Genomic DNA, 25,497 nt, shown 5'->3' with positions numbered 1-25,497 from the left:
CGCACGGCAATGGCCGCGCGGCGTGCGCGCAAACGAGGACCGGTCGATGCAACGAATAACACGAAAAACTGGCGGGTGGTGGACGTTGGCGCTAGCCCTGATGCTGGGCTTATGCATGGTCTGGGCATGGCGCGCCTATGCCGCGCGCGCGGTGAGCGTATCGCCGCAGGGGACCGTGGCGCAGGTGCGCCAGGTGGTGGTGAAGTTCGACGAGGCCATAGTGACGTTCGGCGCACCCGATGCGAAGGACCCCGTGCGTCTTCAGTGCAGCAACACGGCGGCCAGAGCGGGCCAGGGCCGCTGGATCGACGGCAAGACGTGGGCCTACGATTTCGCCGCCGATCTGCCGCCCGACGTGCAATGCAGCGTCACGCTCGCCGATGGGCTCAAATCGCAGGCGGGCAACGCAGTGACGGGCGCGCGGCGCTTCACGTTCTCGACGGGCGGACCGTTTCCGGTGAGCGTGCGTCCCTACGGTGGCGAAATAGAGGAAAACCAGGTATTCGTGCTGAAGCTCAATGGCCCCGCCACGCCGGCTTCCGTGCGCGAACACGTATGGTGTGAGTCCGGTGGACTCGGCAACCGCATTCCGGTGCAGCCTGTCGATGCGCCCACGCGCGCGGCGCTCCTCAAACATTTCCGGCTCGAAAAGGACAGCGCGAGCGTGCTCACACTCGCCTGCCAGCAAACGCTGCCCTCCAGCGCGAAGATGCAACTCGTGTACGGAAAGGGCGTACTGGGACCGAACGGCACGCCCAACGACGTGGAGCGCCGCTTCGATTTCACGGTGCGCGCGCCATTCACCGCGAGCATGAGCTGCGAGCGCGAGAATGCGAAGGCTCCATGCACGCCGCTGCGGCCCGTGCGCGTCGATCTGAGCGCACCCATTACGCGCGCCGACGCGCAGAAATTCCGCCTGCAAGGGCCGAAGGGCGAAGTCGCGCCGACCTTTCGTGCAGACGACAAGGACAACGAAGTGAGTTCGATCTCATTCGCCGCGCCCTTGCCCGATCACGCGACGCTCACGATCACCGCGCCCGCGGGCCTCAAGGACGTAAGCGGGCGAGCGCTCGCGAATGCCGATCTGTTCCCGCTGCATACGGCGACCGCGCCGATGCCGCCGCTCGCGAAATTTCCGTCTTCGACCTTCGGCATCATCGAGCGCTATGCGGAGCCGGGCACGCCGCCGCTCGTGCCGGTCACGCTGCGCAACGTCGAGGCCGACCTGCACGTGCAGGGGCTCAACGCGAACGAGGCGAAGTTCGCAAAACTCGCGGTGCAGTCCGATTCCGATATGCGCCGCTGGATGCGTCTCGTCGATCAATTCGACAACTTCGGCATGAGCGAAACGTCGATCGACAAGCTGATGCCGGGGCTGCTCGCGCGTGCGAAGTCGCCCGTGATGATTCCGCGCACGACCGGTGAGGGCGACGACGACGCGAAGGCGCGCATCATCGACGTGCGCTCGCTCTCGCTGCTCGAAGGGCAGCCGGGCGTGCAGACGCTCACGCTGCCCAAGGCCGATCCCAAGGCGCTGCGGCCGTTCGAAGTGGTGGGCATTCCCGTGCCGAAGCCGGGCTTCTACGTGATCGAGCTCGCTTCGCCAACGCTCGGAACCTCCTTGCTCGGCAAGCCCGCGCCCATGTACGTGCGCACGACCGTGCTCATCACCAATCTGGGCGTTCACTTCAAGCAGGGCCGCGAGAACAGTCTGGTGTGGGTCACATCGCTCGACAAGGGCGAGCCGGTAGCGGGCGCCGATGTGCACGTATCGGATTGCAACGGCGAGACCCTCGCCACGGGCAAGACGGATTCTCACGGACTGCTGACGATCGACGGGCCGCTTTCGAACCGCCGCGACTGCGGCGAAAACAGCTATAGCGGGCTGTTCGTTTCGGCGCGTATCGACGACCCGAAAACGGGTCCCGACATGGCGTTTGTGCAGTCGGACTGGAATCGCGGCATCGAGTCGTGGCGCTTCAATGTGCCGACCGACACGAGCATTCAGCCCACGGTGCGGGCGCATACCGTGTTCGACCGCACGCTGCTGCGCGCGGGCGAGACGGTGTCGATGAAGCATTTCATCCGTGCACAGACGATGCGGGGTTTCGCGTTCCCGCAGCATTACCCCACGCGCGTGACGATACGGCATGCCGGCAGCGGGCAGACGTGGCACCTGCCGCTCAAGTGGGCCGCCGACCATACGGCTGATTCGACCTTTGCGTTGCCGCCCGAAGCGAAGCTCGGCGAATACGACGTTTCGCTCGACGACGGCGACGCGAACGCGGGCACGGCTGACGAGGGCAACGAAGAAGCCGACAACAGCGCGGACGCCATTCACATGAGCTACGACAGCGGCAGCTTCCGCGTGGAGGCATTCCGCTTGCCGGTGCTCAAGGGCACGATAGCCGTGCAAAACGAGAAGACTTCGCCGCTCGTTGCCGCCACGCAGGCCGGCGTCGCGGTGCAGATCGATTATGTATCGGGCGGCGCGGCGTCGAATCTTCCCGTGCAGGTCTCGGCGCTCGTGAAGGACACGACGCCGTCATTCGCTAGCACGTACAGCGATTTCAGTTTCACACCGTATGTGAGCGCAAGCGCGGCCGATAACACATCTGAAGACGAAGACAGTGGCCCACAGGAGGACAACGAAGTCGCGAAGCTGGTGGCCGACAAGGAGCCGCTCACGCTCGACCGCAACGGCGCGGGCACGCTGGTGCTGAAGAACCTGCCGAGCGTGGATGCGCCGAGGCGCCTTGCGCTCGAAGCGACCTTCGCGGACCCGAACGGCGAGGTGCAGACCATCAGCGGCGCGGCCACGCTTTGGCCAGCGGCCGTGGTGGCGGGCGTCAAGTCGGGGCATTGGGTTTCCGTGGGCAAGACGGTTCCGGTAACGGCGATTGCGCTCGACCTGCAAGGCAAGCCTCACGCGGGCGTGAAGCTAGAAGTGCGTGGCGTCGCGAAGATCACGACCACGTCGCGCAAGCGCATGGTGGGCGGTTTCTACGCCTACGACAACCACACGGAGACTCGCGATCTCGGCACGCTGTGCAGCGGCACGAGCGACGATCATGGCTTGCTGACGTGCGACGCGAAGCTCAAGGAAGCGGGCAACATCCAGCTCGTGGCCACGGCGCGCGACGGCGACGGCCATGCGTCCACGGCGACGACGTCGGTCTGGGTCACGCGCGAGGACGAACTCTGGTTCGGCAGCGAGAACACGGACCGCATCGACGTGTTGCCGGAAAAGACGAGCTACGAACCCGGCGAGACCGCGCGCTTCCAGGTGCGCATGCCATTTCGCTTCGCGACGGCGCTCGTGGCCGTGGAGCGCGAAGGCATCATCGAAACGCACGTGGTACAGCTCGACGGGCGCGACCCGACGGTCGAGTTGAAGGTGAGCGACACGTGGGGGCCGAACGTCTACGTTTCGGTGCTCGCGCTGCGCGGGCGTATTCACGAAGTGCCGTGGTATTCGTTCTTCACCTGGGGCTGGAAAGCGCCGCTCGAATGGGCGCGCGCGTTCTGGTACGAAGGCCGCCAGTACGAGGCGCCCACGCCGCTCGTCGATCTTTCCAAGCCCGCTTTCCGTTACGGCCTCGCGCAAATCCGTGTGGGCGACGCGGCGCACCGCCTGGCGGTGAGCGTGACGCCCGATGCGAAACGCTATGCGGTTCGCGCAACGTCGCACGTCCAGTTGCGCGTGCAACTTCCGGGCGGGCAGCCGGTGCCGGCGGGTACGCAGATCGCCGTGGCGGCCGTGGACGAAGCGTTGCTCGAACTCATGCCCAACCGCAGCTGGGACCTGCTCGATGCCATGCTGCAGCAACGCGCGTACGGCGTGGAAACGGCCACGGCGCAGATGGAGATCGTCGGGCGTCGTCACTTCGGGCGTAAAGCGGTGCCGGCGGGCGGTGGCGGTGGCCATGGCGCGACGCGCGAACTCTTCGACACGCTGCTCTACTGGAACCCGCGCGTCACCCTCGACGCGAAGGGGGCGGCGCAAGTGGATGTGCCGCTCAATGACTCGATCACGCGCTTTCGCATTGTTGCGATCGCGGCGAGCGGGGTGGCGCGCTTCGGCACCGGCAGCGCGACGATCGAGAGCACGCAGGACTTGCAACTGATCTCGGGCCTGCCGCCGCAAGTGCGCGAAGGCGACACCTTCCGCGCGCAATTTACGCTGCGCAATACGACCCCGCGGGCGATGAAAGTGCTGGTCACGCCGAACGTGGCGCCGCTCGCGCTTGCTGCGCAGACGGTAGACCTCGCGCCCAATTCGTCGCGCGAGATCGCGTGGACAGCCACGGTTCCCGACGATCTCGCCGAGGCCGAGCGGCCCGCGCTCGTCTGGAACGTGAGCGCGGCGGAGCAGGGCGGTGCGCATGCGGCGGACGCGGTGAAGCTCGCGCAGCAGGTGAGCGCGGCGATACCTGTCACGGTGCAGCAGGCCACGCTCGCGCAAGTGGACGGCACGCTCTCGATTCCCGTTGCGCCGCCGGCCAATGCGAGCGTGACGCATGCAGGCGTGGTGCGAGGCGGCATCGCGGTGTCGCTGCAGCCGAAGCTCGCGGATGGCTTGCCCGGCGTGCGCCGCTGGTTCTCGCGCTATCCGTATTCCTGCCTCGAGCAGCAAACGTCGATTGCGATCGGCCTGCGGGACCCCGCGCGCTGGCAGGCGGAGCTTGCGCGCATGCCCGTGTATCTGGATCGCGACGGCCTCGCGAACTACTTCCCGCCCACTGACGACAGCGCGAGCCATGGCAGCACCGCGCTCACCGCGTATCTGCTCACGGTGAGCGACGAGGCGTCGAAGCTCGATGCGCGCTTCGCGCTTCCCGATGCCTTGCGCAGCAAGATGGTGGAGGGCCTTACGCGCTTCGTGGAAGGCCGCATCGAGCGCAATGCATGGGCGCCGCGCCGCGACCTCGATCTGCGCAAGCTCGCGGCCATCGATGCGCTCTCGCGCTACGGCGCGGCGAACGCGCGCCAGTTCGGCTCGATCGAGATCGCGCCGAACCAGTGGCCCACATCGGCGGTGATCGACTACGCGGAAAGTCTCTCGCGCATGCGTGACGTGCCGGATCGCACGGAGAAGCTGGCGCAGCTCGAGCAGTTCCTGCGCTCGCGTCTCACGTGGCAGGGCACGCAGCTTACGTTCTCCACAGCTGCCGAAGACGATCTGTGGTGGCTCATGACGGGCACGGAGGTCAACGCGGCGCGCCTCGCGCTGGCGTATGCCGACAACCCGGCGTGGAAGGATGAGATGCCGCGGCTCGTGGCGGGCCTGCTCGCGTTGCAACGCAACGGCGCATGGAGCACGACGACGGCGAACGCATACGGTTCACTTGCGGTCGAGCGCTTCTCGCGCGTGTTCGAGCGCGATCCGGTGACGGGCGCGACGAAGATCCAGCTCGGCGATACGTCTCGCGTCGTCGACTGGAACGCGGCGTCGCAAGCCGCTGCGCAAGCGGCATCGAGCGCCAGCGGGGCCACCGCGGCGACGCGAAACGCGCCCGCGCGCAGCACGCTTCTCGCATGGCCCAAGCAGAACGCGGCGGCGACCCTCACGCTGACTCAGGAAGGAACCGGCAAGCCCTGGGCCACGGTGGAAAGCCTCGCGGCGGTCGCGTTGCGCGCGCCGTTCGCGGCGGGCTATCGCATCACGAAGACCATCACGCCGGTGAGCGCCGCGGTGAAGGGCGTGTACACGCGCGGCGACATCGTGCGCGTGCGCCTCGATATCGACGCGCAGACCGACATGACGTGGGTCGTCGTGAATGACCCGATCCCCGCGGGCGCGACGATCCTCGGCTCAGGGCTCGGGCGCGATTCGGCCGTGGCGACGCAAGGCGAGAAGCAGGACGAGAACGGTCCGTGGCCGGCATTCATCGAGCGCGGCTTCGACGGCTATCGTGCCTACTACGAGTTCTTGCCGAAGGGGAAGGTTTCGGTGGAGTACACAGTGCGGCTGAACAACGTCGGCGCGTTCGGAATGCCGCCCACGCGCGTCGAGGCGCTTTATGCGCCCGCGACGTTCGGCGTCGCGCCGAATGCGCCGGTGGTCGTGAAGGCGGCGCAATGAGCCGCTCACTCGCGCCACGGCACCGCTCCACGAGGGCACTTGGCGTTGCCGTGCTGTGCGTCGTGCTGGTGCCGTTGCCCGCGTTCGCACTGCCGACTTTCGATGACGTGCGCGACCAGTGGCAAAGCTCCGACTGGGTGCTGCTCGCGCGCGACGGGACACCGCTGCAGCGCACGCGCGTGGAGCACACCGCGCGGCGCGGCGACTGGATCGCGCTCGCCGACGTTTCGCCGGCGTTGCGCGAGGCGATCGTCGTTTCGGAGGACAAACGATTCTACGAGCACAGCGGCGTGGACTGGCGCGGCGCGGCGGCCGCCGCGTGGGCGAACCTGTGGAATACGCGCACACGCGGGGCCTCCACGGTCACGATGCAGCTCACGGGCCTGCTCGACGACGACCCGAAGCACTCGGGCCAGCGCTCGCTCGCGCAAAAGGCCGTGCAAGCGGTGGACGCGCTGCGGCTCGAACGCAGTTGGCGCAAGGACCAGATTCTCGAAGCGTATTTGAATCTCGTGCCGTTCCGTGGCGAGTCCGTGGGGCTTTCGGCACTTTCGCAAACGTTGTTCGGCAAGGCGCCATCGGGGCTCGACGAACGCGAATCGGCCGTGGCCGCCGCGCTGATCCGGGCACCCAATGCGCCGTATGCGAAGGTCGCCACGCGCGCGTGCCGCATTCTGCGCGACATGCGCGCCGCGAGCGTCGATAGCGGCTGCCCGAATCTCGGTGCCTTCGTGCAGATGGCCTTCGCCCGCCCGTCCATTGCCGCCGATGATCCCTCGTTCGACGGCCGCAGCGAAAACTCGCCGCAGCTTGCGCCGCACTTTGCACGCCAGATCGCGAACGCCGTCCACCCCGCGCCCGGCATGCGCGTGCGCTCGACGCTCGACGCGAACCTGCAACGCTATGCGCGCGACACGCTCACGCGCACGCTCATCGAACTCAACGCGCGCGCGCATCCGCGCAACGTGCAGGACGGCGCGGTGGTCGTGCTCGACAATGCGACGGGCGAAGTGCTCGTCTGGGTCGGGTCATCAGGAGGCCTATCGAAGGCGCGCGAGGTCGACGCTGCGCTTGCGCTGCGCCAGGCGGGCTCGACGCTCAAGCCTTTTCTCTACGCGGAGGCCATCGACGAGCGCCGCGTGACGACCGCTTCGTTGCTCGACGACGCACCGCTCGATCTTGCGGCGGGCGGCGGCCTCTACATGCCGCAGAACTACGACAAGGGCTTTAAAGGTTGGGTGAGCGTGCGCACCGCGCTCGGTTCGTCGCTGAACGTGCCGGCCGTGCGCACGCTCGTGATGGTCACGCCACACCGCTTCGCGAAGACGCTCACGTCGCTCGGCCTGCCGCTCACGCAGGCCGGCGACTACTACGGCTTCAGCCTCGCGCTGGGGAGCGCGGACGTGAGCCTCGTCACGCTCACGAATGCGTATCGTGCGTTGGCTAATGGCGGCGTCACGAGCCCGATCGCCGAATTGCCTGCGCCTGCGAAGACCGCGTCAAATAGCGCGTCAAAGCGCGTATTCAGCCGCGAGTCCGCGTTCATCGTCACCGACGTCCTCGCCGACAACAACGCGCGCACGCGTACCTTCGATTTCGACAGCCCGCTGGATACGCGCATGTTTTCCGCAGTCAAGACGGGCACGAGCAAGGACATGCGCGACAACTGGACCGTGGGCTTCACGTCGCGCTATACGGTGGGCGTGTGGGTCGGCAACGCGGACGGCTCGCCCATGTGGGACGTTTCGGGCGTGAGCGGCGCGGCGCCGGTATGGGCGGCCATCGTCGGCTATCTGCATCGGCGCGTGCCGAGTGTCGCGCCTGCCGCGCCGCCTGGCGTCGAACGCGTGCGCGTGCAGTTCGCCGATGCCGTGGAGCCGTCGCGCAACGAGTGGTTCATCGCCGGCACGTCTACGCCGCTAGTGGGCCTCGCCTCGAACGCCGCGGATCTCGCGCGCGGCCCGGCGCAGATCGGTAGCCCCGTGGACGGCACGATTTTCGCGCTCGATCCCGACATTCCCGCGCCGCGTCAGCGCGTCTGGTTCGAGCGCGCGACGGGCTCGAGCGCGCGCGTGAGCTGGCGCCTGGACGGCAAGGCGTTGGGCGGCGCCGCGCGCGTGGCGTGGCTGCCCTGGCCTGGCAAGCACACGCTCGAACTCGTCGATGCGCGAGGGCAGGTGACCGATACCGTGCGCTTCGAGGTACGCGGCGCGCTTGCCAGGCCGCAGAAGTCGATGCACGCCGACGCCGCGCAAGGCAGCGTGGCGCGCCCAAGGGCAGGCGAGCGCCTTTAGTTCGCGGGCGTGGGCGAAGTCGCCGCGGCCGCTGCCGGCGCGCTTTGGGCTCCCTGCGCACCTTGCTGCTGCAGCGTTTGCCGATTGCCTTCCCAGCCGCCGCCAAGCGCGAGGAACAAGCGTACCTGGTCGAGCGCAACCTGGCCTTCGGCCGCCGCGACCTGCGCATGCACGCTGGTCAGGGTGCGCGTGGCGTCCAGATCGGAGAGGAACGCCTGGCGGCCCGCCGCATAGAGGCGATGCGTTTCGTCCGCCGACTGCTGCGCGGACGTGTAGGCCGTGCGCAGCGAATCGGCGCGCTGGTCGTCGGCGGCGTAGGTCGCGAGGCTCGACTGCGTTTCGCGCAGCGCGTTGAGCACCACGCCGTCGAAGTGCGCGAGCGCGCCGCCCGTCGCGGCCTCTGCGGCGCGCACGCGGTCGCGTTGGCCATTGACCGGGAAGGTCCAGTTGATCAGGGGGCCGAATGACCACGCATTGGTCGCGGGGGTGAACAGATCGCCGGTCACGCCGATCGTGCCCACGCCCGCGCCAAACGTGATGTCGGGGTACATCTCGGCGATCGCCACGCCAATGCGCGCCGTCGATGCCGCAAGCTGGCGCTCGGCCTCGCGCACGTCGGGCCGGCGCTTGAGGAGCGCGGCGCCGTCGCCCACGGGAATCGGCTGCTTGAGCCTGGGCAGGCGGTTGCACGCGAGCGCGGCGGGCGGCAGATCCTTGGGCGCGCGGGCGAGCAGCATGGCGAGCTGATACTGGGCCACGCGGCGGCGTCCCTCGAAGCGCGGGATATCGGCGGCGAGTGTGTCGACCTGAGTCTGCCCGCTCGTCACGTCGGGTTGGTTGCCGCGGCCCGCGTCGCGTAGGCGCTTCGTGAGCGCCACGCGCTCTTTCTGCAGCTTGAGCGATTCCTGCGCGACCCCCAGTTCCTCGGCTGCCGAGCACGATTCCACGTAAGCCTGCGCCACGCTGGCGACCACGGTGATGCGCGCGAGATCGGCGGCGGCTTCCACGGCCGCGTCGTCGGCGCGCGCGGCTTCCACCCCGCGCCTGAGCTTGCCGAACAGGTCGAATTCGTACGATACGTTGATACCAAGGTCACCCAGGGTCGCAACGGGCACTTTTTCGAACAGGAGGTACTGTTCGCCCGACACCTGCGCGCGCTCGACGGTGGCATGCGCGCCGCCCGAGAAACCGCCCTGTGCGTTGGCGACATCGACCACCGCACGCGAGCGCGCGAGGTTCGCAGCCGCCACGCGCAGGTCCGTGTTCGACTTCAGCGCTTCCTGCACGAGCTCGTTGAGCGTGGGGTCGTCGTAAAGCTGCCACCAGTTGGCGGGCACGCCCAGTTGCGAGACGGGCGCATGGTCCGCGCCTTCGATCGGCCCTTGCGCAAGCGGCGAATTGACCGCGGCTTCCTGCGGCACGTGGTAGTTGGGGCCGAGCGTGATGCACGCGCCCAGTGCCAGCGTGAGCGGCGCGAGCGCGAGGTTGGGCCAGAAGCGGCGGCGCCAGAGACTGCGGCGTGTCATTGCGAAGCTCCGGCGGCCTGTGAAGTGGGCTGTGAAGCGGGCCGTGAAGCGGCAGGGGCGCTCGCAAGCGCAGCGGGCTGCGAGGCGACGGCGCCGCTTGCGTTGCTCGCGCCTGCGGTCTGGCGGTCGTTGCTCGCCTCCGTGCGCACGGCCACCGTTGCCGTGCGGCCCGCGATCATGCGGAAATCGGCGGGCACTTCGTCGAGCGCCACGCGTACCGGAATGCGCTGCGCGAGCCGCACCCAGCTGAACGCCGGATTCACGTTGGGCAGCAGGTTCGGCGTCGCCTGGCGGTCGCGGTCCTCGATTGCCGCGACGATGCTCTGCACATGACCCCGTAGCGGGCGCGACTCGCCCATCACCGTGATCTCCACGGGTTGGCCGATCTGAATGCCGTGCAGGCGCGTTTCCTCGAAGTAGCCATCCACGCGGAACGAATGCATGTCCACGACGGCGACCACGGCGCGGCCCGCCGTGACGTATTCGCCGACACGCGGCGCGCGGTCGTTCAAATAGCCGTCCACGGGGCTCACGATCGTCGTGCGCTGAAGATTGAGCTTGGCGGTGTCGACCTGGACCTGCGCGTCGGCTGCGGCGGCTTCGTCCTGATCGACACGCGTGCGGCTTTCCTCGAGCGTTTCCGCCGCGACGAGATTGCCGAGCGCAATGTTGCGCGCGTATTCGCGCTTTGCCTGCGCGAGCGTGGCCTTGCGCTGCTCGAGCGTGGCCTGGGCCAGGCGCAGCGCGAGCGCGTAGCGCGCCTCGTCGATCACGAACAGCACCTGGCCTTGCTTGACCTGCTGGTTGTCGACCACATCGACGCCGGTGATGAGGCCGCCTACGTCGGGCGCGACCTGGATCACGTCGGCGCGCACGCGGCCGTCGCGCGTCCACGGCGAGAACATGTAGTAGTTGACGATGCGCCACAGCACGAGGGCGGCGACCACGACGACGATGAGCGTCAGCAGGATCTGTCCTGCGGAGAACCAGGTTTTTTTCACGTTAACGTTATTTCACGAAGCGATGCGACACGATGACGACGGCAGCCAGCACAAAGACATAAATGCCGAGATCGAAAATGGAACGATGCCACACGAGCCGGTAAAAGCCCACGCGCGTGAGCACCTTGCCGATCACGACATTGATGAGGTACGCGATCAGCATCAACACAAGCACGGCGGGCACGAACACGCCAAAGATATCGATTTCGCCGATCATGATGCGGGTTTCGAAAAAGGATAAGAGGAATGCGCGCTCATACCGTGGCGTCCGGGTTGGAAGGCGACTGCGCCGACGAAGCCGGGTAGAGCGCGAGCCGCATGCCCACGAGCGCATGCAGCGTGTTGCTCAACCAGCGCTGCGAGACGAGCGCGCGCGGCGCGCTCTGGGCATCCGCGTCGGCCGCGGTGGCGCCCGGCAGTTGCGCGCGGGCGTGGGCCGCGACGCGGCGCATGGCGTCGTCGATGTTCGCCATCAGTGCGGGCGGCGCGCTCTGGCGCTCGCTTTCGCGCGCGCAACTTGCGTAGTGGTCGCTCACGCCAGCGAGTACGCGGTCGATCGCATCGGTCACGTCTGTGTCGAGCTTGCGCAGCGAGCGGCGCAGATCGAGCGCATTGAGCGCGATGCGCAGATCGCGAAAGCTCTCGACCGACGGATGGCGATGGTCGTCGGAGGCCGCGAGACGCGGAATGAGCTGCATCAACCGGTCGAGCATGCGCGAAGTGAGGTTGCGCTGATCCGCGATGGCCGTGTGCGAGGCCGAGAGCGCGACGTCGCTCCAGCTCGAGCGCAACAGGCGCCGCGCCGCGAGTTCGGCGCCGAATGGGCGCGTGGCGCGCGTCCACAAGTAGGCGAACAGCAGGCCCGCCACGCCCGCGATATTGCTGTTGAGGAACACGAGGAAGTCGGCCTCGTAGGCGCTCTGCACACTGATGAAGGTCGCCGTGTTCACGGCCACGAGCATCGTCACCATATTGAAAGCCGGGCGCGGAATCAGCGTGCCGATCAGGATGAACGGCCCCGCGAACAGCAGCACGAGCATGGCGAAGTCATGCACGTTGGGCAGCGCGACGAACAGGTACAGACCCGCGAACACCACGCTCGCCGCCGTGGCGAGGAAGAAGCGGAACACCATGGGCGCGGGCTCGTCGAGCGCCGCGAAGAAGCAGCAGGCCACGGCCGCGAGCGTCACCGCGCCCGCGCCGTCGTGCCAGCCCGAACTCACCCACAGCCAGCAGGCCACGAGGATCGCGCTCACAGGCACTAAACATGAGAACAGCATGAGGCCGCGGTCGTAGAAGCGCTCGGTGCCGCCAAGCCGCCAGTGTCGATAGCGCGGCCGCCATGTGCTGCTCGTTTCGTGCGCGATGAGCGCGCGCAGCGCGCGGCAGTCCTGCCAGACATCGATCACCTGGCCGAGGCGCCAGAGCGCATTGGAGAGCAGCGCGCCTTGCCAGCTCGCGAGCGCGTCGCGCGGGGGCTGCAGCGCAGCGATGCGTTTGCGCAGGCTTTCCGCGGTCGCGTCGCCTGCGTCGTCGTGCATGTCGGCGGCGCGCGTGGGCAACGGCTCCTCGAACCAGCGGGCCGCATCGTCCAGCAGACTGTCGAGGCCTTCGGGCCACACGTGCAGATCGCGGCGCAGCGCGATGAGCGGGTCGGCGAGCGCGGAAATCATCGGCAGAAAGAGCAGCATGCGCCCGCGCAGCGACTCGGTGCGCGCGAGGATTTCCGGGCGCGTGTGGTCGTAGCTCAACTGGCTCAGCAGGAATTCGAGCTGGTTCACCGTGGCCGCCATGCGCTGGCGGCAGGCCGAAAGCGCGTTGCCCGCAACATGGCCCGAGAGCGTTTCGCTGCCGTACCAGGCGGCGTCGCGGAACCACGCGTCGGCGCGTTCGATCAGCGTGGGCGCAAGGCGGCTCGGCAGAATGTTGCTGCCCACCACGCTCGCGCAAATGATGCCGAGCGTGATTTCTTGCGTCCGCGCGATGGCCACGTCGAAGATCGTGGTGGGATCGGTCACGGTGGGCAGCGCGATGAGCGGCATGGTGTAGCCCGCGAGCATGAACACATAACTGCGCGCGGTACGGTCCGAGATCGCCAGGTAGAGCAACGTGCCGGTCCACGTGGCGACGATCACGCTGAAAAGCAGCGGCGTTTCGACGAAGGGCGGCACGAGCAGGATTGCCGCGCCCGCGCCGAGCGCCGTGCCGAGCGCGCGGTAAAGCGCCTTCGAGCGCGTGGCGCCCACGAAGGGGTTCGAGACGATGTACACGCTCGCCATCGCCCAGTAGGGACGCGGCAACTGGAATACGAGCGCGATATAGAGCGCGAGCTGCGACGCGGCGAAGGTCTTGACCGAAAAGAGCCAGTCGCGGATGGAGGGGTAGGTCATGGGTCCGCTTTCTGCTTTCAGTCGTGTAAGGCTCGGTCAGCCTGGTCTGCGGCGGGCGCTGCATTGAAGGCGTTGAGCACGCGCAGCGTCGCTTCGAGGTCGGCGCGGCTCACCCCCTTGAGCACACGCGCACGCAGCGAGCGCAGTTCGTCCTCCATACGCTCGGTCACGGCGCGGCCTTCGCTCGTTAGCGAGATCGTTTTTGCGCGGCGGTCGTCGGGGTCTTCGTCGCGGCGCACGAGGCCCGCGGCGCAGAGCTGGTCGAGCAGGCGCACGAGCGAAGGGCCTTCAATGCCCACGTGCTCGGCGAGCGTCACCTGGCGCACGGCTTCGCCAAGGCGCCCGGCGGTGAGAAGCGGCGCGGCGCACGCTTCGGAGACGTTGTATGCGGTGAGGGCGCCGTGCGTCGTGCGCCGCCATTTGCGTGCCGCCACAACAAGCGTGCTACTAACCGCAAGGCGTAAGGTATGAAGATTCGACATCGGCGGATGATAGCCCAAAGCGATTCGATAGCAAACTATCTTATTCTTTCGCAGCGCCACGACTCGGATGGTATGCGACTCGTGGGCGGGCTGCTTTCTATGTGATGCGCGGTGATGCGTGGGGCCAACAATGCGGGAAGTGTGCGGCTGTTGGCCGTTTTTTATACGCGCTTAACGATTTGACCAGCCGGCAAGCAGGGCGGGAAGCTGCACCATGTCGGTGAACACGTGCGCAACGCCCGCCTCGAGCAGTGCCTGTGCGCTGCTGTGGCCGGGCTCGGGCGGGCTGTAGCCGAACACGATGGCGCCTGCGGCGAGGCCCGCGCGCGCGCCCGTGACCGTGTCCTCGATCACGGCGCAGCGCTTGGCCACCGCGCCGAGACCTGCCGCCGCCGCGAGATAGACGTCCGGATGCGGCTTGCTGCGCGGCGTTTCGTGGCCGCTGTAGATGTGACCTTCGAAACAGTCGAGCAGGTTCACCTTGCGCAGTTGCAACTCGACCTTGCGCCGGTCCGCACCCGAGGCAACGGCGATGCGCCCGTTCATTGCCGCGTGCACCGCGCGCACAGTCGCGGGCGCGCCCGGAATCTCGACGAGATCGCGCTCGAGCGCCTCGTTGCGGCGCGCGCGAAAGCCTTCGAGCCAGGCATCCGTAATCGTGAAGCCCGTATGCGCCTCGATGCGCGCGGCTTCGTCTTTCACGGCCTTGCCGACGAAGATCCGCATGGCTTCGTCCACGGAGAGCGTCCAGCCGAGTTCGCCCAGCATCTGCGTGAGCACAACGTGCGTAATGCGTTCTGAGTCGACGAGAACGCCGTCACAGTCGAAAAGGATGGCGTCGAAAGGGATGGGGGACATCGTTTGCCTGCGGTTGCGGTTGCGTCATGCGGCGCGCATCGGAATCGCATTCGGAGGACGGAAAGCGGGATCGCGCACGCAAGAGCGCGATGATAACCGGGGTCGCGTTTGCGTGGGATTTTCGCGGGCAAATGACCGAGGCGGGCGAGGGGCGCGCCAGCGCGGCACGCCCTGCGGGTTGGGGTATCAGCGGTACTGGCCAGCGTATTTTTCGACGAGCGCCACGTTGCTGCGCGTGACGAAGCCGGGTCCTGTATCGACGCCCTCGGGCGTAAAGCGCGGGGTCAGGCCGTACATCTTGATGCGCTGCTGAAATTGCGCGTTGGCCTGCAAGGCCGCGACGGCCCGGTGGATGTCATGCGCCTTGTCCTGCTTCATGATCGCCAGCAGCGCGACCGGGATATAGCCTTGCAGGTAGGGCTGTTGATCGATCGCGAAGGCGACTGTGCCCGCCTCGATCCCCTTGTCGACCTCGGGCGTGAGGTCGAACGTCGCGAAGAAGATCTTGTTGGTGAGCCCGAGCTTGGCGATCGCGCGCATGGCGGGCACCGCCGACGTAGGTCCGAGCGCGAGCACGGCCTGCGTGCCCGGACGCTGGCGCAGCGCGGCGAAGACCTTGTTCTCGACTTCGGTCGGATCGTTGCCGGAGTCGAGCATCGATTCCTTCGCGTTGGCGCCGATCGCCTCGGCAAACCCGCGGCAGCGCTCGAACGACAGGGGATTGGTCACGTTGTTGTTCACGCACAGAAACGACTTGATGCCTGCGGCCCGTGCGCGCAAGCCGGCTTCCTTACCCGCTTCGTATTCCGGCTGGCCTATGTGCAGCAGCGCGCCGAGCGCGGCGTTTTGCTGCGAGGTCCCCGAGTTGAATGTGATGACGGGAATGCCCTTGTTCACGATGGTTTTGACGCGGCTTTGAACCACATCGAAGTCGGCGATCGTCGTCGCCACGCCGTCGTAGTTGTGGGCGGCGGCCTGCTCGAGCAGGCGCACCATGTCAGAGAGGTCGCCGTTCGGCGGATTGCGATAGTCGACCGTGACGCCGAAGTCCTTCTGGGCGTCGGCGATGCCGTTTTTCACGACGTTCCAGAACGGATCCGCGTCGGGTGCATGCGATATCACCACGAATTTGCCGTTCGCCGCCAGTGCGCCCGCACTGATTGCCACGAGCGCCATTGCGGCGATCGCGCGCGCCACTCGCTGTGTCAGTCGTCTCATGCTCGTCTCCATTGATGTTTTTAACGCCCGATCAAGCGGTCCGGGCGTATCTGCATCGTAGGGCTGAGCGGCGCCAGCGCCCTGGCGCGAAAGTGTCCAGTCTGGTTATTTCCCGCTACATCAACAGAGTTCGATGACGATGCGGCGCCAGCCGCCCACGCGTTCGTCCGTGACGATGCGCCCTGCGGCCATAGCCACGCCGCGCGCTTCGCTGGCGGGCAAGCGGATTTCCACGGACGCAGGCGTGCGCGGCATAGACCCGGTCGCTTCGACGGCGAGCGTGAGGGTGCTCGCGTCGCCTTGCGCGCAGACGCTCCACTCCCCGAACGCCCCATGCCGCCACGCCTCGGATTCGCCGTCGTCCTCTACATAGCGGCGGCAAGCGCGTTTGCCGTCCGCGAAAGGCACCACGATGAATGCGCGCTGGTCGCCGCGATGCCCGAACTGCTGCCCGGCGACGTTCAGCGCAATCACGCTCCCTTCGCGCACCAGCATGACGGGCCGGTCCCACGGCGCGGGCAGCGTCACGCTCTGTCCGCCCTCGAACTGTTCGCCGCTCCAGTAGCAGGTCCAGCGTACACCGGTTGGGAGCCACACTTCGCGCTGCGTTTGGCCGGGCTCGACCACGGGCGCCGCGAGCAGCGAAGCGCCGACCATCATGTCGTCGGATTCGGCGTAGCAGCGCGCGTCGTCGGGAAATTCGGCGAAGGTCGGGCGCAGCACGGGGTCGTAGTGCATCGTCGAGTCCCAGAGCAACTGATACAGATAAGGCAGCAGCCGGTAGCGCAGTTTGAGCAGTGCCGAAACCTGGGGCGTGAGCGACGGGTACATCCACGGCTCGTTGACCGTGCCGTCGTCGTTCCACGAGTGAATGGAAAAGCGCGGCATCCACACGCCGAACTGTATCCAGCGGATGAACAGTTCCGGCTCGGGCGCGGGCCCAGAAAAGCCGCCGATATCGTGGCCGATGTTCGACACGCCCGAAAGCGCCAGTCCCAAGCCCATTTTCAGGTTGTAGCGCAAGGTTTCCCATGAGGTGGAGTTGTCGCCCGACCAGGTCTGCACGTAGCGATGCATGCCCACGCCGCCGGAGCGCGAAACGAGGAAGGGGCGCTTGTCGGGCGCGTGCTCGCGCTGCGCGTCGCGCGAGGCGCGCATCATCAGCAGCGTTTGCAGGACCTTCGCTTCACGCGCGGGCCACGGCGTGCCGAAGCCGTGGGCCATGGCCTGGGGCGACCAGATCTCGAACTCGTTGTTGTCGTTCCAGGTGGCGGCGATGCCATAACGCAGCAGCGCGTCTTTCACGTGCTCCTTCCACCAGAGAGCGGCCGCGGGGTTCGTGAAGTCGATATACGCGCCTACGTCGTCCCAAAACTGCACCCACGCCGGTTCGCCGTTGCGGTCTTCGATCAGCAAGCCGTCGCGCGCGGTTTGTTCGAACTCCGGATGATCGCGCAGCAAGCACGGCTTGATATTCGCGCACAGCTTGACGCCATTTTCCAGGTAATCCTGAACGAAGCGCGTTATGTCGGGAAACTTCTCGTGATTCCAGTTGAACACATAGCGCTTCGCGCCGATCGACGTATAGCCCGACGACAGATGAAACGAGTCGCAAAGCATATCGTGCTCGCGGCAACGCTCGAGGAATTCGCCCATGCGGCGCTGCGCGTCGGGCGCATCGGTGTAGCTCATCGTCGAGCCGGAGTAGCCGAGGCCCCACTTCGGCATGAGCGCCGGCCGGCCCGTGAGCCATGTGAAGCGCCGCACGGCCGCAAGCGGCGTTTGCGGCGAGGCGATGAAGTAGTAGTCGAGATCGCCGTGGTCGGCGACGAAGTGGCGGTAGGGGCCGTGGTAGTTGTCCAGCTCGCGGCCCATGTCGAAGGTGCAGTCCGCGAGCGTGTCGTAAAAGAGGCCAAAACCGAGCCGCGTATCGCGTTGCCAGGTCAGGTAGAACGGGATGTGCTTGTAGAGCGGGTCGGTCGTTTTCGCGCTGTAGCCCATCGCGTCGACATTGGTCATGCGATAGCTCTGGTTCGCGCGGTCGAGCGAGCCGGCGCGTTCGCCGAGACCCAGATACATCTCGCCCGGCTGGCGGCGCACGTAATGGTAGATACGCTCGTCCCACCAGCCGAAGTTGTAGGCTTGCGTCGCGCGGTCCTGCAGCACGCAGTGCCAGCCGCCGTCGCGACGCATCTCCCACGCGCAGTGGCCACCGGCCAGAGCGATGGTGAGCCGGATCTGCGAGGTCTCGACGCGGATCTCATCCGGATTCGAAAGGATACCGAACGAAGGCAGTGTGAAGCCGGTCGCATCGAGCCGGTCGCGGCCTTCATACGGAACGTCGTCGAGCCCTGGCGCGATGGCCCACGTGCGCGGCCCATGCGCACGGCCGTCTGGCAACACGCGTACGCGCACGATGTCTTCTTCGAGCACGAACACGTCGATCGTGGCGCCCTGCGCGCTTTCGAGGCGCAAGTGATGCCCGTCGTGTTTCGCGAGCGCGAACCTGGGGGGATGGAGGAGCGTCGTCATGGGTATGCCTTGTTTGTCTTGCCGGGCGCTGTCATGCATGCGCCAGCTTGTAATCGCTGCGGGATTGCCCGCGGATGAGCCACACGAGGAGCGCGGCGCCGATCAGGTCGAATGCGCCCAGGCTCGCGAACAGCGGGCCGTAGCCCACCTTGTCGGCGAGCGCGCCGACCACGAGCGAGAAGCTCAGGCCGCCGGTCCATGCGGCCATGCCCGCGAAGCCGCTTGCCGTGCCCACTTCGCGCGGATCGAATACGTCGGCGGCGAGCGTGTTGACGAGTGCGGAGATCATCTGGTGGGCGAAGCCGCCGACGCAAAAGAGCGCGATGGCCATATACGTCGAGGCGACGAACCCAATGCACGCGGGCCCGATCATCATGAACGCGCCGAGCACTACGCCCGCCACGCGTGACCACAGCAGCGGCAAACGGAAATGGCGCATCAGAAAGGGCGAGAGATAGCCACCCAGAATGCCGCCCAGATCCGCGGCGACGAAGGGCAGCCATGCGAACGCGGCGATCTGCTTGAGGTCCATATGGCGTTCCGTGGCCAGATAGAGCGGGATCCAGAAGCTGAAGGTCTGCCAGGCCGGTTCCGCGAAGAAGCGCGGCAGGGCAATCGCCCAGAAGCGCCGCGAGGTCACGACCTCGCGCGTGCTCGCCTTGCCACGCGCCACCGGGCGGTGTTGCCCTTCCATGATGAACGCGCGCTCGCCCTCGCTAATGCGCGGGTGAGCGCCGGGCGCGCGATAGAGCGCGTACCAGGCGGCCGCCCAGATGAATCCGACCGCGCCCGTCACGATAAAAGCCGTTTGCCAGCCAAAGCGCAGTGAAAAGAAAATGACCACGGGCGGCGCGAGCACGGCGCCCAGCGACGTGCCCGCGTTGAAGTACCCGACTGCCACCGACTTTTGCCGGTCGGGAAACCATTCCGCAACGGCTTTCATGCCCGAGGGAATGGCGGCGGCTTCGAACAGGCCGAGCAGACCGCGCATGGCGCCAAGCGTTAGCCAGCCCGTGGCGAAGCCGTGCATGACGCCCGCTGCGGACCACAACGCGGCGAACAGCGTGAAGCCGATGCGCAGCCCGAGCAGGTCGACGATGATGCCGCACACCGGCTGCATGATGGTGTAGCCAATCTGAAAGGCGGCGACGATGTACGAATATTGTTGCGTGCTGAAGTTCAGCACGTGCCGGAGCTCGGGCGCGAGCACCGCCAACGAATTGCGCGCGAGGTAGTTCAGGATGGTGCCCGCGCAAACGAGGGCAATGATCCACCAACGCAGGTTTTTGACTGTCTTCAAGTTTTGTCTCCTCCTGTTTTTCGGGCGCAGTGGCGCGTTGCGCTTCGAAATCAGTTCACAGTACTAATTAAATACGGATTTGCATGTAGGCGCTCAATGTCGCGCACGCCAGGTTGTGTTCGTTATTAGTTATACGACAACGCACATCTATGTGTTCGTTGATGCTAAGTTTGCCGCTGGCGAGTGTCAAGATACGCAGGCCGGGCAGGTAACGTCACCACAAGCTTCAAGCGCTTTATATTTCGCCAGTTTGAGCGAAATCACATCTTTGTTATAAAGGCTCACGTGTCGCGGGAGGTGCGCTTGACGGCAGGCAGCCGCAAATCTACGATGACTTCGCCTTTTTGCGATGTCAGTTGTCGGATGACATAGCGGATCATCCACTTCATTCGGCTGGCCAGTCCGTTCAATAACATAAGGAGACCTGATGAAAACACACGCTACGCTGCGCGCCTTTCTGCTTGCGGCTGCAATCTGCGAGGTGGCGCCCGTTCAAGCGCAATCGAACGTGACGCTATACGGCGTCGTTGACGATGCGATCAGCTACGTCAACAACCAGAACGGCAGCTCAAACGTCTATCTGCGGCAGGGAAACCTCTACGCCTCCAAGTTCGGACTTCGCGGCAACGAGGATCTGGGCGGCGGCACCCGCGCGTTCTTCGATCTTCAGGCAGGCTTCGACGCGAACACGGGCGCAGCATCGTCGGCCGGATTGCTATTCAATCGCCAGGCCTACGTGGGCCTCGCCAACGACACCTACGGCACCCTGACGATGGGCCGCCAGTACACCCCTTATATGCTCTTCGTCGGGCCGCTCGCTTCCAGCAACTGGCTCACGGGCGCAACGGGCGCGCATCCCGGCGACTACGACAGCCTCGACACGACGGTGCGCATCAACAATGCGCTCACCTATACGTCGCGGGTGTTCAAGGGTGTGAGCGCGAGCGTGCTGTACGGGTTCAGCGGCATAGCCGGCAGCCCGGGCGCGGGGCAGAGCCTCAGCGCCGCGCTGCGCTACACGGGAGGCCCGCTGAGCCTCGCGGCCGGTTATCTGCGCTTGAATAACACGGGCCGCACGCAGAACTTCGACCCGAACGCGTCGGGCTCGTTTGCCGTTTCGGCGGTCAATCGCGGTTATGCGTCGGCGCGCGCGGTGCAGAACATCGCCGCCGCCGGCAATTACACACTGGGCGATTTCACTTTCGGCTTGAACTACACCAACGTGCAGTATCTGGCGGGCGGCACCGCGGCGTTCGCGAATACGGCCGTGTTCAATACGTATGGCGCCCTGGCGGCATGGCGCGCGACGCCGGCGGTCGATTTCGCGGGCGCGTTCTCGTACACCATGGCCGCGAAGGCGAACGGCATCGCGAACGCGGCGCGCTACCAGCAATATTCGCTGCGCGAGTCGTGGCATCTTTCGAAGCGCACCACGCTCTATGCGTTGCAGGCGTATCAGCGCGCGAGCGGTCAGACGCTCGGCGCCGCAGGCGCGATCGCCGGCGCTGTGGCGACCGTGGGTGACTCGCAGAACGCGACGCCTTCGTCGACGAACGCACAGGTCGTCGGCATGGCGGGTATTTCGGTGCTGTTCTAGGCTGGCCCGGTAGGTCCGGCCGGGTAGGTCCGGCCAGGTGCGGCATTGGTCTGCCGGTGCGAAACGATGGACAATAGCGTACCCAACCGCCATCCAGCCGCTCTCATGTCCACCGACGACAAAAACTCCACCCCAGCGTCCAACGAACTTCCCGGCCGCGCCAGCTACACGCAGTTCGCGCAACGCTACGCCGAGCAGGCTCCCGTCAAGCCGCACAACGCGCTCTACGAGCGGCCTGCCACTCGCTCGCTGCTAGGCGCGGTGGCGGGGCTCGACGTGCTCGACGCGGGCTGCGGGCCCGGCATCGTGAGCGCGGAGCTGGCGGGCGACGGCGCGCGCGTGCAAGCCTTCGACGTCACGCCTGCGATGGTTGAACTGGCGAAGACCCGTTGCGCGGGCCTCGCAGTCGACATCGTGCAGGGCGATCTCGCGCGCCCGCTCGAATGGCTCGCGAGTGCTTCGGTCGACCGCATCGTGTGCTCGCTCGCGCTCGATTACGTCGAGCACCTCACGCCGACGTTTCAGGAGTTTCACCGTGTGGCGCGCCCCGGCGCACTGCTGGTGTTTTCGATGTCCCATCCCATGCGCGACTGGATCGATACGCGCACGCGCGGTTCGCGCACCTACTTCGAGACGACACGGTTCGGCCTGCATTGGGGCGGCTTCGGCGAGCCGAAGCCTTGGGTGGAAGCATTCAGGCGCCCGCTTGCCGATATCTTCAACGCGCTCATGGAAACGGGTTGGGCCATCGACCGCGTGCTCGAGCCCGTGCCACAACCGGAAATGAAGGCGGTATCGCCAGCGCTGCACGCGGAACTGGTGCAGGCGCCGGCGTTCATCTGCGTGCGCGCGCGGCGCGTTTGAGTTTTCGAGCGGCCGCGTGGCGCTGTAAGCGCTTAACGTCGCGCTTCGCGCGAGCCGGCCGAAAGCGACTCCTCGAGCGCGGCAACCCCAGCGGGCAGATCGACTTTCACGCCGAGGTCGCTCATCGTGCGGCCAAGCGCGTGCACCGTGCGAAAGAGATTGTGCTCGCGGCACTGCTCGCCCATCTGCCCGATGCGAACGATCGGGAGACCGAACGATCCGGCAATCTCCACCTGGTATTGCTGCGAGATATGGTTGCACACCGCGCGCGCGGTCGCGCCCTCGGGCAGCTCGATGCCGACCACGGAATTCAGGCGGCACGTCTGCGGCGTATAGAGCGCGAGGCCCAGCGCAGTCACGCCGCTTTGCAGCGCGAGCGAGCAGCGCTGATGGCGCGCAAAGCGCTTTTCGAGCGTTTCCGTGCACACGAGGCGCAGCGCCTCGTGCAGCGCCAGCACGCCCGAGACGGGCGCGGTGTAGTGGTAACCGGCGTTGTGCCAGAAGTTTTCGGCGAGCATGGCGTCGAGGCACCAGTGCGTGTTCGGCACGGTGCGCGTGCGCACGCGCTCCCATGCGGCGTCCGAGAAGGCAATGAGCGAAACGCCGGGGATCGACGAAAGGCCCTTTTGGCCGCCCGTGATCACGACGTCGATGCCCCAGGCGTCCATTTCCAGCGGCATGGTGCTCAGCGTGCACACGGCGTCCACCACCACGAGCGCACCGGCGGCCTTGGCGATCTGCACGATTTCCTTGAGTTCGCGGTTCCAGACCGTGTTGGACGTTTCGCCGTGCACGATCGTGACGACGGCCGGTCGCGTGCGTTCGATGGCCTGCGCCACGGCTTCGAGCGAGGCGATTTCGCGGTTGGCCACGTCGAGCGTGGTGACTTCGGCGCCCACACGGCCCGCCATTTCGGCCATACGCTGGCTGAAGAAGCCGTTAACGATGGAGAGCACGCGGGTGCCGGGCCAAGCGAGGTTCGAGATCGCCATTTCCATCGCCGCCGAGCCCGGGCCGGCCACGCCGAGCACCCAGTTCGAGCGCGTCTGGAACACGTAGCGCGCCATCGTCTTCACCTGTTGAATGACGCGCGCCATGGTGTCGCCGAGGTGATTGATGACGACCGTATTGGCCTTGGCCACGGCGTCGGGAATCGGCACGGGGCCCGCACCCATCATGAGGAGCGGTTCCTCGGGCAGGATGCGATCGAGCGTATCGACAGTGGGGCAAGGCACGGGCGCGGCCCCGGCCGCCGCCGCCGCCGCCGAAGTGCGCGAAGTGGTCAGCGGATCGGAGTGGAGCGCGTTGTCGTTCATCTTGGGTACCTTGATTTGCCGGGAAGTGGGTTGCGTGAGAGGCGCGGTTGGGGCGCCTTCAGCCAGTGTTGTGCGGCGCGGCAGCGCTGGCCATGTACAGTTGCGCGGAAATTCGCTGAACAGTCGTTCGGGCGGCGTTGCTGCGCTGCGGCCTTTGTACAGCCACCCTATAATCAATCGCATCGCCAGATAATGCAAGGAAGACCGTGTATGTCGCAATTCGCCGTGGACAATCCGTTTCTTGAAACGCTCGGTGTGAGCGTCGCGCAGTGGCGCGACGGTTACGCGGAGCTTGTCATGCCCATCGACGCCTCGAAGCTCAATCGCCAGGGCGTGCTGCAAGGCGGCGCGATTGCCACACTGCTCGACGCCGCGGCCGGCTATGCGGGGTTGTTCTCGCCGGTTGGCGACCCTGCGCGCCATGGCTTCACGCTCTCGCTCACAACCAACTACCTCGACAAGGGCCTTGGGCAGTTCGTGCGGGCGAAGGGGTTTCTGGAGCGTGGCGGCCGCTCGATCTTCTTTGCGCGCGCCGAGGCGTGGGTGGACGATCGGTTGCTGATCGCGAGCGCGCAGGGGACATTCAAGTATTCGTACTCGAAGAAGGCCTGAACGATGGTCGTGCCGGTTTGAACCGGTTTCCAGACGCGAGGGGGCTGCGATGCTATTCATCGTTCAGTGGTCCGGTCCCGCTATCGTGAGAAAAGCCGCGGTCGAACGCTTTAAGCGTCATGTCGACCGTTCTGACCAGTTCGGCATGCTAAGTATTGTCGGCGATGTCACCGGCGATCAAGGGAGCGAACCGGTCGGCGAGTGAGGCGTTGCGCTAGATCCATTTCGCGGCCTCGTCATAACGGTGTGCTGCGAACAACTGGGCCCACGCGCACAGGGTCGCGAGTATGCGTCTGCGCTAACTATGCGTCGGTAATTGCTTCGCTATCCGGATCGAATGCAGTCCCGAGAAACAGCCCGGAAAAAGGAGCGCAAGCCTACCGTTTTCGCTTCCCGCATTCGTTGATATCGCTTAACTATCGCGCCGATGGACAGGCATGCGCGCCTGGATGGACCGCGATCGTCCCTGAGCGTGCGTGCGGGTTTCCTGATTTATCTCAAAATTGACAACCGTCAAGTTTTTGCGGCTGGCGGCGTCTTATGCTTGTCACCCAGTTAGCCCGGAATGACACAGCCGGGAAGCGGGCGCAGTGCGGAGCACTCGCGTCGGAAGCATGGCGAAGACATGCAATTACTTAGTTATCCATATAAATATACCGTTACTCAATGCCTTGCTGTTCACGTTGCTCATTGGCTCGACTCTGCATTCCCGTTGGTATGAACCGCGATGAAATACCGATGCTCGACCTCGAAATCCACGATCGTCTTCGCATTCGCAAAGGCCAGGTGCTGTATCGGCAAGGCGACGCGCTGACGTCCGTGTACGCGATCCGCTCCGGGACGATGAAGTCGCATACCAGCACGGAGGACGGCAGGGTCCACGTTACGGGGTTTCACCTGCAAGGCGACGTGATCGGACTCGACAGCCTCGACGAGCGTCGCCACGCATCGGATGCGACCGCGCTCGAGGACACCGACGTCTGTGTCCTTCCCATGGACAATCTCGCGCTGATGGCGGCGCGCACACCGTCCTTGCAGAACCAGTTGCTCAGGATGACGAGCCGCGAGGTCAAAAAAGACCACGCCATGATGCTCACGCTTGGCTCGATGAATGCTGAAGAGCGACTTGCCGCCTTCCTGCTGAGCATGTCGGAGCGGCTATCCGCGAGGGGCTATTCCGGCAGCGAGTTTTACTTGCGCATGACGCGCGAGGACATTGGCAATCACCTGGGCATCAAGCTCGAAACGGTGAGCCGCCTGCTCTCGAAACTCATGGATCAGAAGCTGATTCACGTTCGCTATCGTTACGTGAAGCTGCTGGATCTGGCCGGATTGAAGGCGCTGAGTCAGTACCGGGGGGAAGCCGATCGCAGAATGTTTGCGATCGTGCCGGCATGCGACTGTCCCGAGCAAGACCGGTGA

At 65.9% G+C, this 25,497-nt stretch carries 17 protein-coding genes; 7 read left to right on the top strand and 10 right to left on the bottom strand.

Features of this window, described 5'->3' with window-relative positions; translation table 11 throughout:
* The first annotated feature begins 46 nt into the window (after positions 1-46).
* Both JMY28_RS33310 and pbpC read left to right on the top strand, forming a co-directional pair.
* Positions 47-6,085 carry an Ig-like domain-containing alpha-2-macroglobulin family protein gene (locus tag JMY28_RS33310; protein WP_201700135.1) on the top strand — a complete coding sequence of 2,013 codons (6,039 nt, stop codon included), beginning with the start codon at positions 47-49 and terminating at the stop codon, positions 6,083-6,085.
* On the top strand, positions 6,082-8,379 hold the full coding sequence (gene pbpC, locus JMY28_RS33305; RefSeq protein ID WP_201700134.1) for a penicillin-binding protein 1C: 2,298 nt from the start codon (positions 6,082-6,084) through the stop codon (positions 8,377-8,379). The genes JMY28_RS33310 and pbpC overlap by 4 nt, the downstream gene beginning before the upstream one ends.
* Here the strand turns inward: pbpC and JMY28_RS33300 are convergent.
* From JMY28_RS33300 to JMY28_RS33260, 9 genes are all read right to left on the bottom strand, one after another.
* Positions 8,376-9,905 carry an efflux transporter outer membrane subunit gene (locus tag JMY28_RS33300; RefSeq protein WP_201700133.1) on the bottom strand — a complete coding sequence of 510 codons (1,530 nt, stop codon included), beginning with the start codon at positions 9,903-9,905 and terminating at the stop codon, positions 8,376-8,378. The two genes, pbpC and JMY28_RS33300, sit on opposite strands and share 4 nt — an antisense overlap.
* Complete coding sequence (locus JMY28_RS33295; RefSeq protein ID WP_201700132.1) at positions 9,902-10,906, bottom strand: efflux RND transporter periplasmic adaptor subunit; 1,005 nt, start codon at positions 10,904-10,906, stop codon at positions 9,902-9,904. Before JMY28_RS33295 ends, JMY28_RS33300 begins: the two co-directional genes overlap by 4 nt.
* A 7-nt stretch (positions 10,907-10,913) precedes the next feature.
* A complete protein-coding gene (locus tag JMY28_RS33290) occupies positions 10,914-11,123 on the bottom strand; it encodes a DUF1656 domain-containing protein (protein ID WP_201700131.1) in 210 nt (69 codons plus the stop codon).
* Between the two features lie 37 nt (positions 11,124-11,160).
* The gene (locus JMY28_RS33285) at positions 11,161-13,296 is read right to left on the bottom strand and encodes an FUSC family protein (protein ID WP_201700130.1); all 2,136 of its coding nucleotides are present in this window, start codon (positions 13,294-13,296) and stop codon (positions 11,161-11,163) included.
* 17 nt (positions 13,297-13,313) lie between these two features.
* Complete coding sequence (locus JMY28_RS33280) at positions 13,314-13,778, bottom strand: MarR family winged helix-turn-helix transcriptional regulator (RefSeq protein WP_201700129.1); 465 nt, start codon at positions 13,776-13,778, stop codon at positions 13,314-13,316.
* Positions 13,779-13,949: 171 nt separating this feature from the next.
* Positions 13,950-14,636 (bottom strand): HAD family hydrolase, encoded by a 687-nt coding sequence (locus tag JMY28_RS33275; protein WP_201700128.1) that lies wholly within the window; start codon positions 14,634-14,636, stop codon positions 13,950-13,952.
* 186 nt (positions 14,637-14,822) lie between these two features.
* Positions 14,823-15,854 carry a sugar ABC transporter substrate-binding protein gene (locus tag JMY28_RS33270; protein ID WP_201700127.1) on the bottom strand — a complete coding sequence of 344 codons (1,032 nt, stop codon included), beginning with the start codon at positions 15,852-15,854 and terminating at the stop codon, positions 14,823-14,825.
* Between the two features lie 120 nt (positions 15,855-15,974).
* On the bottom strand, positions 15,975-18,386 hold the full coding sequence (locus JMY28_RS33265) for a glycoside hydrolase family 31 protein (protein WP_201700126.1): 2,412 nt from the start codon (positions 18,384-18,386) through the stop codon (positions 15,975-15,977).
* A gap of 31 nt (positions 18,387-18,417) precedes the next feature.
* Positions 18,418-19,686 carry an MFS transporter gene (locus tag JMY28_RS33260; protein WP_201700125.1) on the bottom strand — a complete coding sequence of 423 codons (1,269 nt, stop codon included), beginning with the start codon at positions 19,684-19,686 and terminating at the stop codon, positions 18,418-18,420.
* A 427-nt stretch (positions 19,687-20,113) separates the two neighbouring features.
* Between JMY28_RS33260 and JMY28_RS33255 the strand changes: the two genes are divergently transcribed.
* Entirely contained in the window at positions 20,114-21,283 is a 1,170-nt protein-coding gene (locus tag JMY28_RS33255; protein WP_201700124.1) for a porin, read from the top strand.
* Positions 21,284-21,388: 105 nt separating this feature from the next.
* A complete protein-coding gene (locus JMY28_RS33250; RefSeq protein ID WP_201700123.1) occupies positions 21,389-22,147 on the top strand; it encodes a class I SAM-dependent methyltransferase in 759 nt (252 codons plus the stop codon).
* Between the two features lie 32 nt (positions 22,148-22,179).
* On the opposite strand, the gene JMY28_RS33245 is transcribed toward JMY28_RS33250, so the two are convergent.
* Positions 22,180-23,325, bottom strand: coding sequence for a pyridoxal-phosphate-dependent aminotransferase family protein (locus JMY28_RS33245; RefSeq protein ID WP_236597162.1), 1,146 nt, complete (start codon positions 23,323-23,325; stop codon positions 22,180-22,182).
* A gap of 348 nt (positions 23,326-23,673) precedes the next feature.
* Here JMY28_RS33245 and JMY28_RS33240 point away from each other — a divergent pair, with 348 nt between their 5' ends.
* The 3 genes from JMY28_RS33240 to fnr all read left to right on the top strand — a co-directional run bounded on the left by JMY28_RS33240 (position 23,674) and on the right by fnr (position 25,497).
* Positions 23,674-24,075, top strand: a complete 402-nt coding sequence (locus JMY28_RS33240; RefSeq protein WP_201700121.1) for a PaaI family thioesterase — start codon at positions 23,674-23,676, stop codon at positions 24,073-24,075.
* Positions 24,076-24,124: 49 nt separating this feature from the next.
* Entirely contained in the window at positions 24,125-24,280 is a 156-nt protein-coding gene (locus tag JMY28_RS33235) for a hypothetical protein (protein WP_201700120.1), read from the top strand.
* Positions 24,281-24,741: 461 nt separating this feature from the next.
* Positions 24,742-25,497, top strand: a complete 756-nt coding sequence (fnr, locus tag JMY28_RS33230) for a fumarate/nitrate reduction transcriptional regulator Fnr (protein WP_201700119.1) — start codon at positions 24,742-24,744, stop codon at positions 25,495-25,497.

This window comes from Paraburkholderia hiiakae, assembly GCF_904848665.1.
GTDB lineage: Bacteria > Pseudomonadota > Gammaproteobacteria > Burkholderiales > Burkholderiaceae > Paraburkholderia > Paraburkholderia hiiakae.
The sequence above is the reverse complement of the archived record's forward strand: the minus strand, read 5'-3'. Positions and strand labels throughout refer to the sequence as shown.